The following is a 16,068-nucleotide window of genomic DNA, read 5'->3' on the forward strand; positions in this document are numbered from 1 at the left end:
GGGAGAATTACAGTTTGTTGCATCGCTCGAAGAACCCGATCGCCTCAAGCTCTTTTTTCATCGAGGCCTCTTCCTCGTCGGTCATGTTGCGGAAGGGTGTGCGGTTCGGTCCGAGATCGAGTCCTATCAGTTTCATGATACGCTTTCCGCCCACGATATTGCCACGGTAGTTGCAGATGACGTTGATCACAGCCTGCGAGAAGTTCTGCTTTTCGCGTGCGGTCTCCAGATCGCCCTTTTCCCAGGCCTCGATTATGCCGGTGAGTTCGCGGCCATTGTAGTTGGTGGTGCCTCCGATGCCACCCTGTGCGCCACCCTGTGCGAGCGACGGGAGGATTGTCTCATCCTGGCCGTGGAGCATGTCGTACTTACCATCTTTGTAGAGGCGGCACTGGTTGTACTCATAGAGGCTCTCGAAGGTGTATTTGATACCAGCAAAGTTGGGTATGCGCCCGTCGACGGCCTTCAGCAGGTCGAGCATGGGGAGGAACGCGCCGTTGAACGCCGGGATGTGGTAGTAATAGAACGGAAGCGACGGGGCGGCGGCCGCGATCTCCTCACAGTACTTCACCAGCTCCTCTATGCGTCCGATCTTCGGGAATGGCGGGGCCATCGAACCGATACCCCATGCTCCGATCTTCTCGGCGTGGGCGGCGAGTGCGGCGCTCTCACGCAGGCAGCAACTACCCACATGGACAATCACCTTGAAGCCTTCGGGCACGGATGCCACCCACTTTTCGGCCACTGCCATGCGCTCCTGCGGGGTAAGCATGTAGCCTTCACCCGAAGAACCGTTGATAAATACACCTTTAAGCCCGTTTTTTACCAGCATCTCCGCGTAGGCGGGTATGATGTCGAGATTTATATCGCCATTCGCATGCATCGGTGTGAACGGCGCATCGATTAATCCTTTAATTTTTTCCATTATGTGATTTGGTTTGATTATGCGGTTATCAAGCATTTGCAAGAGAGGCCTTTTTTGAAGCTTTTGCGTCCTCTTCTGTCATATTGAGGGTGACGGGGCGGAGTACGGTGAGCTGTAGCAGCACGGCCACCACGAGGACGGAGGCCATCATGGCGAATCCGAGTCCCATCTTTCCTTCCGCAGCCAGCGAGCCGAGGAAGTCGGTGGCGAAAGCCCCGATAAACAGGCCGCACATGTTCATAAGGCCATAGGCGGAGCCTCTGTTGCGCGATGAGACGAACTGGCAGAGTATGGGCATGTTGTTGGCGTCGAACAGGCCGTAACCGAGACCGAAGAGCACGCCCGCTCCTATGGCGGCAAAGAGCGACGAGCCGAATCCCATCATCACCAACGAGGGTATCATCAGCGACAACCCTATCGCGGAAGTGTAGATGCGACCTTTCACATTGCGTTTCGACCAGTTGTCGGCGAGCGGCCCTCCCACCATAACTCCTATGAACGAGCTAATGGCTGTGGTGATAGTGGCTATCGGGCCGGCCACCACCATGGATATGCCGAGCGAGGATGCGAAAAGTTCGGGAAGCCAGTTTTTGGTGGACCATCCGGGCACCGAGCAGGATGCGAAGAAGAAGAGTATAGTCCAGAAAGCCACGTTGCCGAGCAGCATGCCGAGCGAGGATTTCACGCCTGCGAGACCCGACCTGATGGTAACGGCCAGCGAAGCCTTTGCCGCCGGAGCTTCCGAGGCTGTCCTTTTCTCATACAGGAATGCGACGAGCACCAAAGCATAAAGTATGCCGATGATTCCGAACCAATGGAAAGTGGCCTGCCATGAGAGTTGTTCGGCCACGAAAGCGCCGAAGCCCCCGACAGCCTGACCCATATAGAGACCGGTCATGTGTATGCCTATGGCGAGGCTGAGCTGCTTGCCTGTGAAATAGTCGGCTATCAGCGACAGCGCGGCAGGGATATAAAGTGCCTCGCTCACGCCCATGATGGCACGGAGCACATACACTTCGTGGAAAGTAGTGGCATATCCGAGGAGGAGCGTCACCGTCGACCATACGATCAACGACCCTACTATGAGCCATTTGCGGTTTACCCTGTCGGCGATTATACCGGAAATAGGGCTACAGAATCCGTAGATCCACATGAATGCGGCCATCACCTTGCCGAACATTATTGTCGACTCCAGATCGGAAATGTCTGCGGCCATCGACTCACGCATTGTCGAGAGCATCTGACGGTCCATGTAATTGAGCAACGCGACAATCCATAACAGCCCGACAACGAGCCACGGATACCATTTTTTCAGTTTCAGAGAGTTCATGGTAAATTTTCGATTTAGAGAGAGTGATTATATGATTGATTTATGAGTGCAAAGTAAGTAAATAATTTCTAATAACCAAAATAATTAATAAAATATTTTATTAAAGAGGGTATCACTGTACTCCTTTTAACCGATATCCCCAAACTATTGCATGATAAAGGATTAAATTCAACAACAGTGTTGAATTTTGCACAGATGCGCCCAAAAGCGTAACTTTACAGTATAAATATTGAATTGATAATGGCTAAGAAGATAGTAGAGACGCCTCTGATGAAGCAGTATGTGGAGATGAAAGGGAAGCACCCCGACGCGATACTGCTATTCAGGGTCGGTGACTTCTATGAGACTTTTTCCGACGACGCCATCGTTGCCTCCGAGATTCTCGGCATAACGCTTACGCGGCGCGCCAACGGGACTGCCCAGTATGTCGAGCTTGCCGGATTTCCCCACCATGCCCTCGACAGCTACCTGCCGAAGCTCGTCAGGGCCGGGAAGCGTGTGGCCATCTGCGAACAGCTTGAGGATCCTAAGCTCACCAAAAAGCTGGTGAAGCGCGGCATCACCGAACTTGTCACTCCCGGCGTGGCGGTGAGCGACACTGTGCTCAATCATAGGGAGAACAATTTCGTGGCAGCCGTGCACTTCACGCGCACGACGTTGGTTGGCGTGTCGTTTCTCGATATATCCACCGGAGAGTTTTTCGTCGGCGAGGGAGATGCCGATTATATCGACAAGCTCATCAACAACTTTTCGCCCAAGGAGGTACTCGTGGAGCGCGGCAACCGCAAGCTGCTCGAAGAGAAATTCTCGGGCAAGCTGTTGAGTTTCGAGCTTGACGACTGGATATTCACCGACGACGCGGCCCGCGACCGCCTGCTCAAGCAGTTCGCCACCTCCTCGCTTAAAGGATTCGGCGTGCACGGCATGCATGCCGCCATAGTCGCCGCCGGCGCCATACTGCATTACCTCGACATCACCAACCATACCCAGACGGGACATATCACCAAGCTAACCCGCGTGGAGGAGGGCACGTATGTGCGCCTCGACAAATTTACTGTAAAGAACCTTGAACTTGTGGAGCCGCTCTGCGAGGATGGACGCAGCCTCCTCCAGGTGCTCGACCGCACCGTCACCCCTATGGGCGCGCGACTGATGCGCCGCTGGCTCCTGTTCCCACTCACCGATATGAAGGCCGTCAACGCGCGTCTCGACGTGGTGGAGGGGTTCATGCGCCATCCCGACGAGCGCACGCTGCTGAAGGAGGGACTTGAACAGGCAGGCGACATGGAGAGGGTCATCTCCAAGGTGGCCGTGGGACGTGTGACACCGCGCGAACTTGTGCAGTTGCGCGACGCCCTGCGTGCCGTAGCTCCCATAAAGGCCATGTGCATGCAGTCGGAGACCACCGCCCTGCGCTCTATCGGCGAGCAGCTGAACCCGTGCGAAGGGATTCGCGACCGCATAGCCCGCGAGATCATGGACGACGCCCCGGCGCTCCTGAGCCGGGGCATGGTGGTGCGCGACGGTGTGGACGCCGAACTTGACGAACTCCGCGAAATCGCCTCGCAAGGGAAAGGCTACCTTATGAGGGTGCAGCAGCGCGAGATAGAGGCTACCGGCATCACGAGCCTGAAAATCGGCTACAACAATGTGTTCGGCTACTATATCGAGGTGACCAACACCCATAAGTCGAAAGTGCCGCAGGAGTGGATACGCAAGCAGACCCTTGTCAACGCCGAACGCTATATCACCCAGGAACTAAAAGAATACGAGGAGAAGATACTCGGCGCCCAGGACCGCATCGCCATAATAGAAACACGCATATTCACCGACCTCGTCGCCGCCGTGGCAGAATACATCCCGGCCATCCAGCTCGACGCGCATATGCTCGCGCGGCTCGACGTGCTCGCGTCGTTCACTCGCGTGGCCATGGAGAACCACTACAACCGCCCCGTGGTCGACGATTCCCTCACGATAGAGCTTCATGAGGCGCGCCACCCGGTGATAGAGCGCCAGCTCCCTGCCGGAGAGCCTTACATCACCAACAGCGTCAATCTGGCAAATGACGCCACCCAGATAATGATGATCACCGGGCCTAACATGTCGGGCAAGTCGGCGCTCCTGCGCCAGACGGCGCTCAACGTGATAATGGCGCAGACGGGATGCTTCGTGGCTGCGGATTCGGCGCGTATAGGCATCGTCGACAAGGTGTTCACGCGCGTGGGGGCGAGCGACAACATATCGCTCGGCGAGTCGACCTTCATGGTGGAGATGAACGAGGCCGCCTCGATTCTCAACAACATGAGCGAACGTTCGCTGATACTGTTCGACGAACTTGGGCGCGGCACATCCACCTACGACGGCATATCCATAGCCTGGGCCATCGTGGAGCACATACACGAGCATGGCGACATGCACCCCAAGACGCTGTTCGCCACCCATTACCATGAGCTTAACGACATGGAGTCGACCTACCGGCGCATAGCCAACTACAACGTGTCGGTCAAAGACATCGGCGGGAAGGTGGTGTTCCTGCGCAAGCTCCAGCGCGGAGGGTCGGAACACAGTTTCGGCATACATGTGGCGCGGCTCGCGGGCATGCCGAAGTCTATCGTCGAGCGCGCCTCCGGCGTTCTCCGTCAGCTTGAGGCAGCCAACCGCCGGGAAGAGGGCGCGCATGTGTCGGTAGCGGCCCCCGTGGAGGGTGGAATGCAGCTGTCGTTCTTCCAGCTTGACGACCCCGTGCTGTCGCAGATACGCGACGAGATAATCAATCTCGACATAGACAACCTCACCCCCATGGCGGCGCTCAACAAGCTCAACGACATACGCGCCATCATCACCGGAAAGGCATAAGCCGCACAAGGCAATCGCATATACATTATATATATCTACACATACATCTCTAATAACACGACACGCCCGGACCAGATCGGCCCGGGCGTGTCTATTTTCAGTTATGGTCTTTTCAGGATTATGCTGCGACTTTCTTACCGGAAGCGCGACGGCGGTCGGTGAGATAAGCCACGGGAGCCGCGATGTAGATGGTCGACAGCGTACCGGTGATCACGCCGAAGAGCATTGCGAAAGTGAAGCTGCGGATGGCCTCACCACCGAGGATGAAGATACAGAGCAGCACGAGCACGGTCGAGGCCGAGGTCATGATGGTACGTCCGAGAGTCGAGTTGAGCGACTTGTTGATGGTGGTGAAGAAGTCCTGCTTGGGATAGAGACCGACGTTCTCACGCACACGGTCGAACACAACCACGGTGTCGTTGATCTGGTAGCCGATCACGGTAAGGATGGCCGCGATAAACGACTGGTCGATCTCCATCGAGAATGGGAGGACGCCCCAGAAGAGGGTGTAGAATCCGATCACGGTGAATGCGGTGAAAGCTACGGCCGCGAGAGCGCCAACGGAGAATGCCACGTTGTGGAAGCGGAGCAGGATGTAGAGGAACATCGCGATGAGCGACAGGATGACGGCGATATAGGCGTTCTGCTTCATGTCGGCAGCGATGGTCGGGCCGACTTTCTGCGACTGCTGGATGCCGACATTTTCGTTGGTGGTCGAGAAGTCCTCAAGGCTCATGCCGCCGAGGTCGTTCTGGAGGGCGTTGTAGAGGATGTTGGTGATCTCCTGGTCCACACCGTCGGTCTCCTCATTGATCTTGTAGTTGGTGGAGATACGCACCTTGGTATCGTTGTCGATGGTGATTACCGAAAGCGACGCGTCGGGGAACATCGGGGCGAGACGCTGCTGCAGCTCTGCCGTCTTTACGGGATGGTCGAACTGCACGATGTAGTTGCGGCCGCCGGAGAAGTCGATGCCCTGGTTGAGGCCGCGGGCGAAGAGCGAGATTACCACGATGATGATGAACGCCAACGCTACCATGAACGACACCTTGCGCGCGCCGAGGAAGTTGAAGTTGACATTCTCAAGCTTGCCGCGCGACAGCGGAGTGGTGAACGTGAGGTTGATGAACGGCTTGGTCTTGCCGAAAGCCACGAATACCAGACGGGTCAGGAACACTGCCGTGAAGAACGAGCAGACGATGCCGATGATAAGGGTGGTGGCGAAGCCCTTGATGGGTCCCGTACCGTAGAGGAGCAGGATCACTGCCGTGATGATCGAGGTGAGGTTGGAGTCGAAGATGGCCGAGAAGGCGTTGGAATAGCCGTCGGCGATAGCCTGATGGATGTTCTTGCCGGCGCGAAGCTCCTCCTTGGCGCGCTCGAAGATGAGCACATTGGCGTCGACCGCCATACCGAGCGCAAGCACGATACCTGCGATACCGGAGAGGGTCAGCACCGCCTGGAACGAGGCGAGGATGCCGAATGTGAAGAAGAGGTTGCAGACGAGTCCTATGTTGGCGATGAGTCCGGGTATGACACCGTAGAATGCCATCATGAAGATCATAAGGAGCACAAGGGCGATTGCGAACGACAGGAAACCGTCGTGGATGGCCTGCTTGCCGAGCGACGGGCCGATTACGGTGTCGCTGACGATGTCGACCTTGGCGGCCATCTTACCGGACTTGAGCACGTTGGCAAGGTCCTTGGCGTCATCGACGCTGAAGTTGCCGGTAATCTGCGAGCGTCCGCCCTCGATCACACTGTTGATACGCGGAGCCGAGTAGACAGCCTCGTCGAGCACGATTGCCACGGGCTTGCCGAGGTTGTTCTGGGTGACACGTGCCCACTGCTTGGCACCTTCGCTGTTCATCTCCATGCTCACGTAGTTACCCTGGAGATTGTCGAAGTCACTGGTGGCGTTGGTCACCACGTCGCCTCCGAGAGCGGGCTTGCCGTTGTTGCTCTTAAGGGCGATAAGCTGGTATATGTCAGCCTTGCGGGTGGTGTTGGTAACGGTATCAGTATAGGTCACTTCCTGTGGCTTCACCTCCCAGCGCAGCTTGAGGTTGGTGGGGAGGATACGGGCCGCGGTGGCGGTGCCGAGAATCGAGTCGATCACCTCGCGGTGGGCCTGAGTGGCCATGCCGATGTAGGGAGTGCCTGCGTAGCCCTGTCCGTCGAAGTAGCCGAAGAATGTCTTGGCCACGCCGGTGCTGTCGGCGCGGAGAGCGTTCTCGAGGGCCATGAGCTGGCTCTGGATGTCCTCAAGGTTATACACCTCGTAGAATTCCAGATTGGCCGAAGCCTTCAGCAGGTCGCGCACACGGTCGTGCTCCTTGACGCCCGGCAATTCAAGCAGGATCTGTCCGTCCTTCTCAAGCTCCTGGATGTTGGGGGCAACCACGCCGAACTGGTCGATACGGTTGCGGAGCACGTTGGTCGACGAGTTGACGCGATCCTTCACCTCCTGCTTGACGGTGGCTTCCACCTGGTCGGCGCTTTCACCGCGCTTGGCCACGTTCTTGAACACCACGGCCATGTCGGCGCCAGGCTCCATCTCCTTGTACTGCTTGAAGAAGGCAGCCACGTAGTCGCTGGTCTTGGTACGCTTCACCACAGAGTCGGTGGCGGCGAGGACGCGGTTGAATGTCTTGTTGTCGTCGGCGTTGGCTATAGAGCGAAGAATGTCGGGTACGCTGACCTGGAGGATAACGTTCATACCTCCTTTCAGGTCGAGGCCGAGGCCCACACCCATTTTCTGTACCTGATTGAATGTATAGCCGAATACCGGGTACACCTTCTCTTTTCCGATCGAGTCGATGTAGTTCTTGTAAGCCTTTGTGTAAGCTTCGGAATTGGCATCGCCGTTGGCGATTGCCAGCGCGTACTCCTGGCCTTTCTTCTCATAGCGGTTTGTGACCCACGTGAATGAGAGATAGAACAGACACACGAGCACGAGGAAGATTGCTATTACACCGGAAATCGCGCTTCCGGTCGTACCTTTGCTTTGCATGTGTTGGTTGTGATATGAATTAAAGTAGTTAATTGATTGTCGGAAAAGAAAATGTATGGAGCGACCGCAATGCGCCGGGACATCACCCTCGGCATTGTGCCACCCATGGGAAATCAGCGCCGGGCCTCACGTTTTTCAGAAAACATGAGATTTAGCGCTATTTTTCAGCGTGCAAATATAGTGTTTTTTTCTCATAATCCATTATATATGCTATCCTAAATCGCATTTTACGGGTGGCGTGCGGTAAATTTCCGTGTTCTTTTTGTCTTAATCCGGAAGAAAAAGCGTAACTTTGCACCACGATAACAATCCGGGTGGACAAATTTGGCTGCTTGCAACCACCGTAAAAAATGCTAAAACCGCTTGTCCTCATGCAGGGGAGCTGCACGACAGTTACGACAAAGGTTAATATGATGCATATTTTACTCCGCCCGGGCATCTGCCGGTGACGGAGATTTTTTATGTCCGTTCATCATCACTCCGTAGCCGGGCAGACCGACATATAGAATAGAACAATCAGTAATATAATATGTGCAATATGGACAGGACTCATTATCTTTTTACTTCGGAATCAGTATCTGAGGGACATCCCGACAAGGTAGCCGACCAGATCAGCGACGCCGTTCTCGACGAGTTTCTCGCCCAGGACCCGGACTCGAAGGTGGCGTGCGAAACCCTTGTCACCACCGGACAGACGGTGATAGCCGGCGAAGTCAATTCCGAGGCCTACGTCGACCTCCAGACCGTTGCCCGCAAGGTGATCACCGACATAGGCTATGACCGGAGCGAGCTTCGTTTCGACGGAAACGCATGCGGCATACTCTCGGCCCTGCATGAGCAGAGCGCCGACATCAACCGAGGCGTGGACCGCGCCGTAAAGGAGGAGCAGGGTGCCGGCGACCAGGGCATGATGTTCGGCTTCGCCATCGACGAGACCCCCGACTATATGCCTCTCCCGCTCTACCTCAGCCATCTGCTCCTTGTGGAATTGGCAAAGATACGCCGCGAGGGGCGCGACATGACCTATCTGCGGCCGGATGCCAAGAGCCAGGTGACAGTCGAATACGACACTGACAACGAGCCGGTGCGCATCCACACCATCGTTGTGTCGACGCAGCATGACGAGTTCATCCCCGCCGACGACACCGCGTCGCAGGCCGAGGCCGATGAGCTGATGCTCGACAAGATCCGCACCGACGTGCGCGACATACTGCTACCGCGTGTCAAGGCATTGCTCCCCGACAATCTGCGCGTCCTTTTCGACGACAAGCTTATACTGCATGTGAATCCCACCGGGAAATTCGTGATCGGCGGCCCTCACGGCGACACCGGCCTCACCGGCCGCAAGATCGTGGTCGACACCTACGGCGGCCGTGGCGCGCATGGCGGCGGCGCATTCTCCGGCAAAGATCCCTCGAAGGTCGACCGCTCGGCAGCATATGCGGCACGCCATATCGCCAAGAACCTGGTCGCCGCCGGGGTGGCGCGCGAGGCGCTCGTACAGGTAGCCTATGCCATAGGCGTGGCACACCCCGTGAGCCTTTATGTAAACACCCGAGGCACAGCCAAGGTGGCCATGAGCGATGCCGAGATTTCAGCCAAGGTAGCGGAACTATTCGACATGCGACCGCATGCCATCGAGCAACGCCTGAAGCTGCGCGCGCCCATATACCAGATGACTGCCGCCTACGGCCATGTGGGCCGCAAGCCCTGCAAGGCTGTATGGCACAGCAAGTGCGTCGCCGGACTGTCGCGCGAGGTAGAGCTTTTCACATGGGAAAAACTCGACCGCCTCGACGATGTACGCAGCGCTTTCGGCCTGTAAGCACACGGAGGACCCATAATCCCGCACAGGGATTCTCATAATCGCACAGAGCATACGGAAAGCACAGAGATATGGCTTAAAATTTTGCCTTTTTCTCTGTGCTCTCCGTATGCTCTGTGCGAGATTATATGTGCGGGATTGTGCGCCGTGCGAGGAGGTCAGGACTCGGGGGCATCGGCGGGGACAGTTTCCTTTTTGTTGCGGAACTCCGAGGGAGTCATTCCGGTCTCTTTCTTGAAGCATTTCGTGAAGTACTTCGGATCGGAGAACCCGACGGCGAATGCTATCTGCGAAAAGCTCATGCGGCTGTTGGCAATCAACTCCTGGGCGCGTTGCAGGCGAAGCCGGCGCAGGAAATCGCTCGGCGACATCCCCACCATCGACTTTATCTTGCCGTAGAACACCGTGCGACCCATGTTGACCGCTTCGGCAAGTTCCTCTATTTTCAGGTTCTCGTCGCCGATGCGGGTGTCGAGGAACTTCAAAAGCCGCTGCATCATCTCCTGATCCTCGTCGACTATTGTCGGTGAGGCGAGACGGTAATCGGGTGTGGGCGGCGCGGGAGCCGGCGGTGTGTCGTCGTGGCGTTGCCTGTTCTCCTCCGCCTCGCGTTCCGCCTGAGCCATGACGGCCTGCTCGTGCATCACACGCGTGATTTCCTCAAGCGTGCGGCGCTGCTGTTCGTTTATTTCCGACATGCGGGCGTTGTCACGGCGCAGCAGATAGACGGTGACAGCACCTCCGGCCACGACAAGCACGATGAGCACGATTACACCTATTCCGCGCCACGATTCCCAGAACGAAGGCTCTACCGTGAGTTTTATCTCCCTGACGTTGCCGGTCCAGCGGCCTGCGCTGTTGGTGCTGCGCAGATGCAGGGTGTGCACTCCCGGCGAGAGACGGCCAAGCTTAAGCCGCCCCTCGTTGCCGAGTGTACGCCAAAGAGTGTCGTTATCGATGCGGTAGGCGTAGCGCAGACTTCCCCGGTCGGCATAGTCGAGCGCGGAAAATTCGATTGTGATGTTACGATCGTTGCCCCCTATGGTTATTTCCGACGGATTAAGGCCGGTGTCAGGATGTTGATGCGATCCGTGGAGCACACGCGTGATGACAATACCCGGTGATTCCACGCCGGGAATCTTTTCATCGGGATTGAAGAACGCCGGACCGTTCAGCGCGCCGGTCCACATGGTATGACCGTCATATGCAGGCAACGCTTCGGTGAACTCGGCGTTGTCGGTATGGCTCAGCGTGCGGTCGGTGGCCGTGACAGGATTGTATGCCACGATACCTGATTCGCGCACAATATAGATGCGTCCGTCGGGAGTCTCCCCCAATGACAGCACATTGTCGCGCCCGGAGATTCCACTTATCCCCACAGGCTTCAACCTAAGGTTGTCTTTCAGCAGATTGCGTTCCGCCACTACCTGAAGGCCATCCATTGTCGCTACATAGATTTTGCCGTTCCTTGCAGCGAGTATCTGCATCACGTTGGGGGTGTAAAGCGATGAGGAATCCCCCTCCGTATGGGTTGTACGGTAGAATTTCATTGAGGCGGGGTGGTCTTTGCCGTCGACGGTGAGGAAACCTTCCGTTGTCGAGAGGAAAACCGTACCATCAGGGCCTTCCTCCACTCGGCGCACGCGGTTGAACCCTTCGGCCGGATAGCCGTTCATGTCATTGCCACGATGGATGAACCTGTAGCCTCCGGCAGAGTCGCGGCGGGCGATATGCACCCCCGACCCGTAGGTGGCGAGCCATATGTTGCCGCGTGTATCCTCCATCACCTGATAGATGCTGTCGCACCCCACAGAATAGGGGTCGGATGTGCGGCGGTGGTTTGTAACACGCCCGTCAGGCTCGATTATGTATAGCCCTTTCCCTTTCGTCCCTATCCATACAGTACCTTTCGAGTCGGTGAGCAGTGTGTATATGCGGTAGGCGAAGGGATTGCGGGCCGATGATATCCGTGCTTTGACGATGCCGTCGCGTCCGGATTCCTGCGTCAGGTAGCCTTTGAGATTGCCCGACAGGTCGTAACATCCTATCAGACCCGTGGCCGTACCTGCAAAAAGAGTACCGTCGGGATTGACGCTCAACGCTCTCACCTCCTCGTTGCGTTCGAGAGGGAGCACATCCACGCTTCTGCGCCCGAACGTCACACATGTAAGGTCATGCGCACCGCTGAGCCACAGGTTCGACTGGTTGTCGATAAAGTATCGTTCTATCGATGGGATAGCGGAGTAGTTAAGCTGGGGGGATACGATGGGCACAGGGTGGATACGTCCCGTCGTCTCACAGAAATAGCCGAACTCCCTGTTGCGTGGAGCAAGCCATATTGTGCCCGATGGATCTTCAATCCACAGAGGTTTGCGTGTCACCGTCACAGGGGTCGCTGTTTCTTCGGTTCCGATGCGGCTCGCACGCTCTTGTCCGGCTTTGGTGAGCAGCACGTCTCCGCCATCGGTAAATGCCCAGATGCGACCTTTCGAATCAGTGAACAGGTCGGAGACTCCCTCGTTTTCAGACGATGATATAATGCTCCACCGTTTTTTGGCAGTGTCGAACAAGGCTATTCCTGACGATGTGGCGGCCATCAGGTGATTGTCGCCGAAACGCCGTCCGGCACGCACCGACGGACGCCCCGGTATGGCTGGAAGAGCCGACAATTTTCCTCCGGTGTAGACATAAGTCCTCCCGTCATTGGTCAGGAAAAAGTCTTTGCCGTCGATCTCCACCGGCTCCATGAATGTGCCGTCGGCATGTACATCTCTGCCATATAGATTTATACCCGCATCAGTGAATATCCATTCCTGACCCGACGGAGTGCTTTTTACCGTTATGATCCTTTTTGCCCCGATGGCAGCCATGCGGGCCGAATTCCACACCTCCATGGTCGATGTGTCGGAGGGTGATGCGGCATCAAGCCTTACCGTCGGCTTCCCGCGAGATCCTATCAGCCATATTCCGGCAGGAGTGACCGACATCGACCTGCAATGGTAGTCCTCACCCGTTTTACGCTCGACATTCTCATTTACAGCGATAAACTTCCCGGTAGACGTGTCGAGATAATAAGGCAGTTCGCCGTAGAGGTGCGCCCATATGCGTCGATGGCAATCGGGCCATATGGATGTGATCCGGTTGGTTGGCAGAGTCCCGTTCTCGTCGCCCGACCGATAGCTGATAAACCTGTCGCCGTCGAAATTCGACAGTCCGTTCCATGTCGACACCCATATCATGTCGTCGGCATCCTGCACTATGCGCGACACGTTGTGCGACGGCAGCCCGTCGGACGTGCGGTATGTGCGCACCCGGCAATAAGGCTGCGCGCAAATGGTGTTTATGAGCAGTGTCGCTGCGGCTATGAGCATTACTGCCGTGGCAACCGGACGTGATGCCCGATATGTTGAAGAATCTGTTCCTGTCACTGCGGTGTTCATGGCTGCGTAGAAATGTGAAATATATAATTAGCCCTGCAATTCGTAAAAAAGGTCGAATGCAAAGTAACGAAATCGAAAGATAATTTGCAAATTGCAGCAGGGAAATTTAAATTTGCATAAGTGTTATAAGTGAATGTTAAAACGTTAAATCATGTATGGTTATAGCTCGTATCGACAGGGAGAATTTTAATTTTACGCCCAATGCGTCAAAAAATCACCCCGACTTCCTTTTTTATTTATGAATTTTGCACATGTGACTGAGGCTTCCGGCGACTATTGCCGAGGAAGAGGTCACTGCGGCGATTCGCCGCAACAATGCAGATATCCATAAAAAGTAATCTAAACCAAATAAACCAATAATATCATGATCAAATCACTATCAAAGTCCATGCTCGGGCTGGCAGTGGTGTTGACAGCCTGTTCACAGGATGTCGATGTGATTGCTCCGGTTGCCGATAGCGGCAATGCCGGCACAGGCGGTGCGACCGTGACCATGGCACTCTCCCGTGCTTCGGCTGCGGAGTTCGCGCAGGCGGGGATTCAGAAATTCTCTGTCTATGTCTATAAAGTGGAACGTCGCGGCACTGCCCTTTTCATGGAGAAGGAAGTGGATGTGGCAGATCCGAAGCTCAGTCTCGAATTTCCTTTGGGTGAGACCTATCAGACGTTTGCCGTCGCCAACGCGTCGTCTATATCCGACAAGGAGGCATGCGAGACGGCGATGATCCATCTCGATCCACGTGCGGAGAGCGACGTGTGGCTGGCAAGCCCCGTGCGTTTCGCCACCGACAAGTCGGTAGCCTCGGTATCTCTCGAGTTGCGCCGGGTAGTGTCGAGGGTGACGTTTGCCGCCGCCGAGAACGATACTCCGGAAGGACAGGCCCTGCTCGATTCCCAGTCGGACTTCGACCGCATCGATGTCACTTTCAGGAATGTCGCCGACTCCTACCTCGTGAGCAAGTTGTTGGCACAGCCTGCCGACCTGACCGTCACCACCGACGCCTCCACCCGCTACGGCACGACGATCTATACTTTCGAGACGCGCAATGCCGACATCAACGGTGCGCTATACCTTAATTATATGAAAGGTGGTGCTGTCGTCAACACGTCGTCGAGCGACCTTGACGTGAACTCGGTCTATGCTCCCGGCGGAGCCTACACACTGAAAGTGCCGGTCACCGACATCAACTTCGTGACCACCCCCTGGGCACGTTCAGGCATATCACCCCTGACAGTCACCGTTACCGATTTCTAATCAACCGATTCCAGACGATATGAAACGATATATCAATTGCGGCATCATGATGCTTTCTGTCACAGCCGCGTTAATTTCCACATCATGCAGCAAGGATGAGGCCTACGAGTCGTCGGTGACGCGCGATCTACAGATGACACTCGACGGCGAGCCGTGGAACATATATTACGGCACTGCCAACAAGCCCCTGTTCATATATTCTGCCGACGGGGCATACCTTCACAATTATTCCACGTCGTTCCGCTTCTCGCTCGACGAGGGGCAGTACCGCGTGCTCGCCACCACGCAGGCCGACTACCTCACTCCGCCCACATCGCTCAACGACCAGATCATCGAGCAGGATCCGGAGACACGCCGTACATTCGCCATCTCCGACCCGGTGACATACAGCGCCGGCGATCCGATGACACTGCACCTAAAGACCCGCACCGGCCTGCTGAGGCTGCGCGCCACCGACGTGAAGTCAGACAAGAGCTATTCGTCGATACGCACCACCCTCACCACACCCGTCACAGCCTACCATGTAGGGCAGGCCGCCGTGCTGCTCGGAGACCCATATGAGCTGACACGCACGAAAGAGACCACGGGTGGCGGTGTCGGCTTTACCGAAGATGCCGTGCTGCTCGGCGCCGATGTCCCACTTGAAGTGCGTCTCGACTATCTCGACGCCGCAGGGCAGGTGGTGAAATCGCGCACACTCCAGGGTGAAGAAGCCATAAAGGTGGCACCCAACGACACTACCGTGGTTGAGTTCATGCTCAACAATCCCGACGAGCTTGTCACCATCGACTACAACATCGTAATCGGACCCACGAAGTGGAATGAATCCACACTGTTCCCGTCCACCGAGGTACGTGTGCCCGACGGCTACACTTATGTCGCTCCCGGCGAGTCGGTCGATGATGTGATCAAGGCCCAGGCTGCCGATCCGTCAATCGACGAAATACGCATATTCCTCAAGGCCGATGCCGCCTACAAGATCGGAGGCACCAGCACCAACACCATCAGCAAATCAATCTCGATCCTCGGCCAGACTCCCGGCTACGGGCAGAGCGAGGCGGTAGTTACGCTGAACTCCTACACCATAAGCGGCAATGTCAACCGCATACATTTCGAGAATATCGAATTCAAGGGCCTCGCAAGCCGCTTCTTCTACCTCAACAACCAGGCCACGTGTGAAGTACAGGAAATCTCGATGATCAACTGCCGCTTCCCCGCCAAATGGAGCAACGGCCAGATCTGGCACCAGACCAACGCAACCGCGATCATCCACAATTTCCGCATGAAAGGCTGCACGGTCGCAAACATCGTAGCCCCCAACGCCAATGCCATATTCAATTTCCAGTCCTCAAGACCGATGTCGATCTACAACTATTACTGTCCGCTAAACTTTAGAGGGCGATTGAAAAATAGGACCGATTCCA

Annotated in this window: 8 protein-coding genes; 4 read left to right on the top strand and 4 right to left on the bottom strand. The window is 56.0% G+C overall.

What is annotated here, in order from left to right:
* Positions 1–7: 7 nt before the first annotated feature.
* Positions 8–925: a dihydrodipicolinate synthase family protein gene (locus QZ303_RS06720; protein ID WP_295730906.1), complete on the bottom strand. Its 918-nt coding sequence runs from the start codon at positions 923–925 to the stop codon at positions 8–10.
* Between the two features lie 28 nt (positions 926–953).
* Positions 954–2,246: an MFS transporter gene (locus tag QZ303_RS06725; protein ID WP_295730929.1), complete on the bottom strand. Its 1,293-nt coding sequence runs from the start codon at positions 2,244–2,246 to the stop codon at positions 954–956.
* Positions 2,247–2,495: 249 nt separating this feature from the next.
* Between QZ303_RS06725 and mutS the strand changes: the two genes are divergently transcribed.
* Entirely contained in the window at positions 2,496–5,111 is a 2,616-nt protein-coding gene (gene mutS, locus QZ303_RS06730; protein ID WP_295730909.1) for a DNA mismatch repair protein MutS, read from the top strand.
* Positions 5,112–5,229: 118 nt separating this feature from the next.
* Here mutS and secD read toward each other — a convergent pair whose 3' ends face one another.
* Complete coding sequence (gene secD, locus QZ303_RS06735) at positions 5,230–8,124, bottom strand: protein translocase subunit SecD (protein ID WP_295730912.1); 2,895 nt, start codon at positions 8,122–8,124, stop codon at positions 5,230–5,232.
* Between the two features lie 538 nt (positions 8,125–8,662).
* Between secD and metK the strand changes: the two genes are divergently transcribed.
* Positions 8,663–9,949, top strand: a complete 1,287-nt coding sequence (gene metK / locus QZ303_RS06740; RefSeq protein ID WP_295730916.1) for a methionine adenosyltransferase — start codon at positions 8,663–8,665, stop codon at positions 9,947–9,949.
* A 158-nt stretch (positions 9,950–10,107) separates the two neighbouring features.
* On the opposite strand, the gene QZ303_RS06745 is transcribed toward metK, so the two are convergent.
* On the bottom strand, positions 10,108–13,389 hold the full coding sequence (locus QZ303_RS06745; RefSeq protein WP_295730919.1) for a helix-turn-helix domain-containing protein: 3,282 nt from the start codon (positions 13,387–13,389) through the stop codon (positions 10,108–10,110).
* A gap of 364 nt (positions 13,390–13,753) precedes the next feature.
* Here QZ303_RS06745 and QZ303_RS06750 point away from each other — a divergent pair, with 364 nt between their 5' ends.
* Both QZ303_RS06750 and QZ303_RS06755 read left to right on the top strand, forming a co-directional pair.
* Complete coding sequence (locus QZ303_RS06750) at positions 13,754–14,644, top strand: hypothetical protein (protein ID WP_295730921.1); 891 nt, start codon at positions 13,754–13,756, stop codon at positions 14,642–14,644.
* 19 nt (positions 14,645–14,663) lie between these two features.
* The coding region (locus QZ303_RS06755) for a hypothetical protein (RefSeq protein ID WP_295730924.1) at positions 14,664–16,068 on the top strand (1,405 nt) is incomplete at its 3' end.

This window comes from uncultured Muribaculum sp. (genome assembly GCF_910583865.1).
GTDB lineage: Bacteria > Bacteroidota > Bacteroidia > Bacteroidales > Muribaculaceae > Muribaculum.

Excerpts from the sequence above, each read along its gene's own strand:
- QZ303_RS06720 (WP_295730906.1), bottom strand. The coding sequence starts at position 925 with ATGGAAAAAATTAAAGGATTAATCGATGCGCCGTTCACACCGATGCAT.
- QZ303_RS06745 (WP_295730919.1), bottom strand. The coding sequence starts at position 13,389 with ATGAACACCGCAGTGACAGGAACAGATTCTTCAACATATCGGGCATCA.
- metK (WP_295730916.1), top strand. The coding sequence starts at position 8,663 with ATGGACAGGACTCATTATCTTTTTACTTCGGAATCAGTATCTGAGGGA.
- QZ303_RS06750 (WP_295730921.1), top strand. The coding sequence starts at position 13,754 with ATGATCAAATCACTATCAAAGTCCATGCTCGGGCTGGCAGTGGTGTTG.
- secD (WP_295730912.1), bottom strand. The coding sequence starts at position 8,124 with ATGCAAAGCAAAGGTACGACCGGAAGCGCGATTTCCGGTGTAATAGCA.
- mutS (WP_295730909.1), top strand. The coding sequence starts at position 2,496 with ATGGCTAAGAAGATAGTAGAGACGCCTCTGATGAAGCAGTATGTGGAG.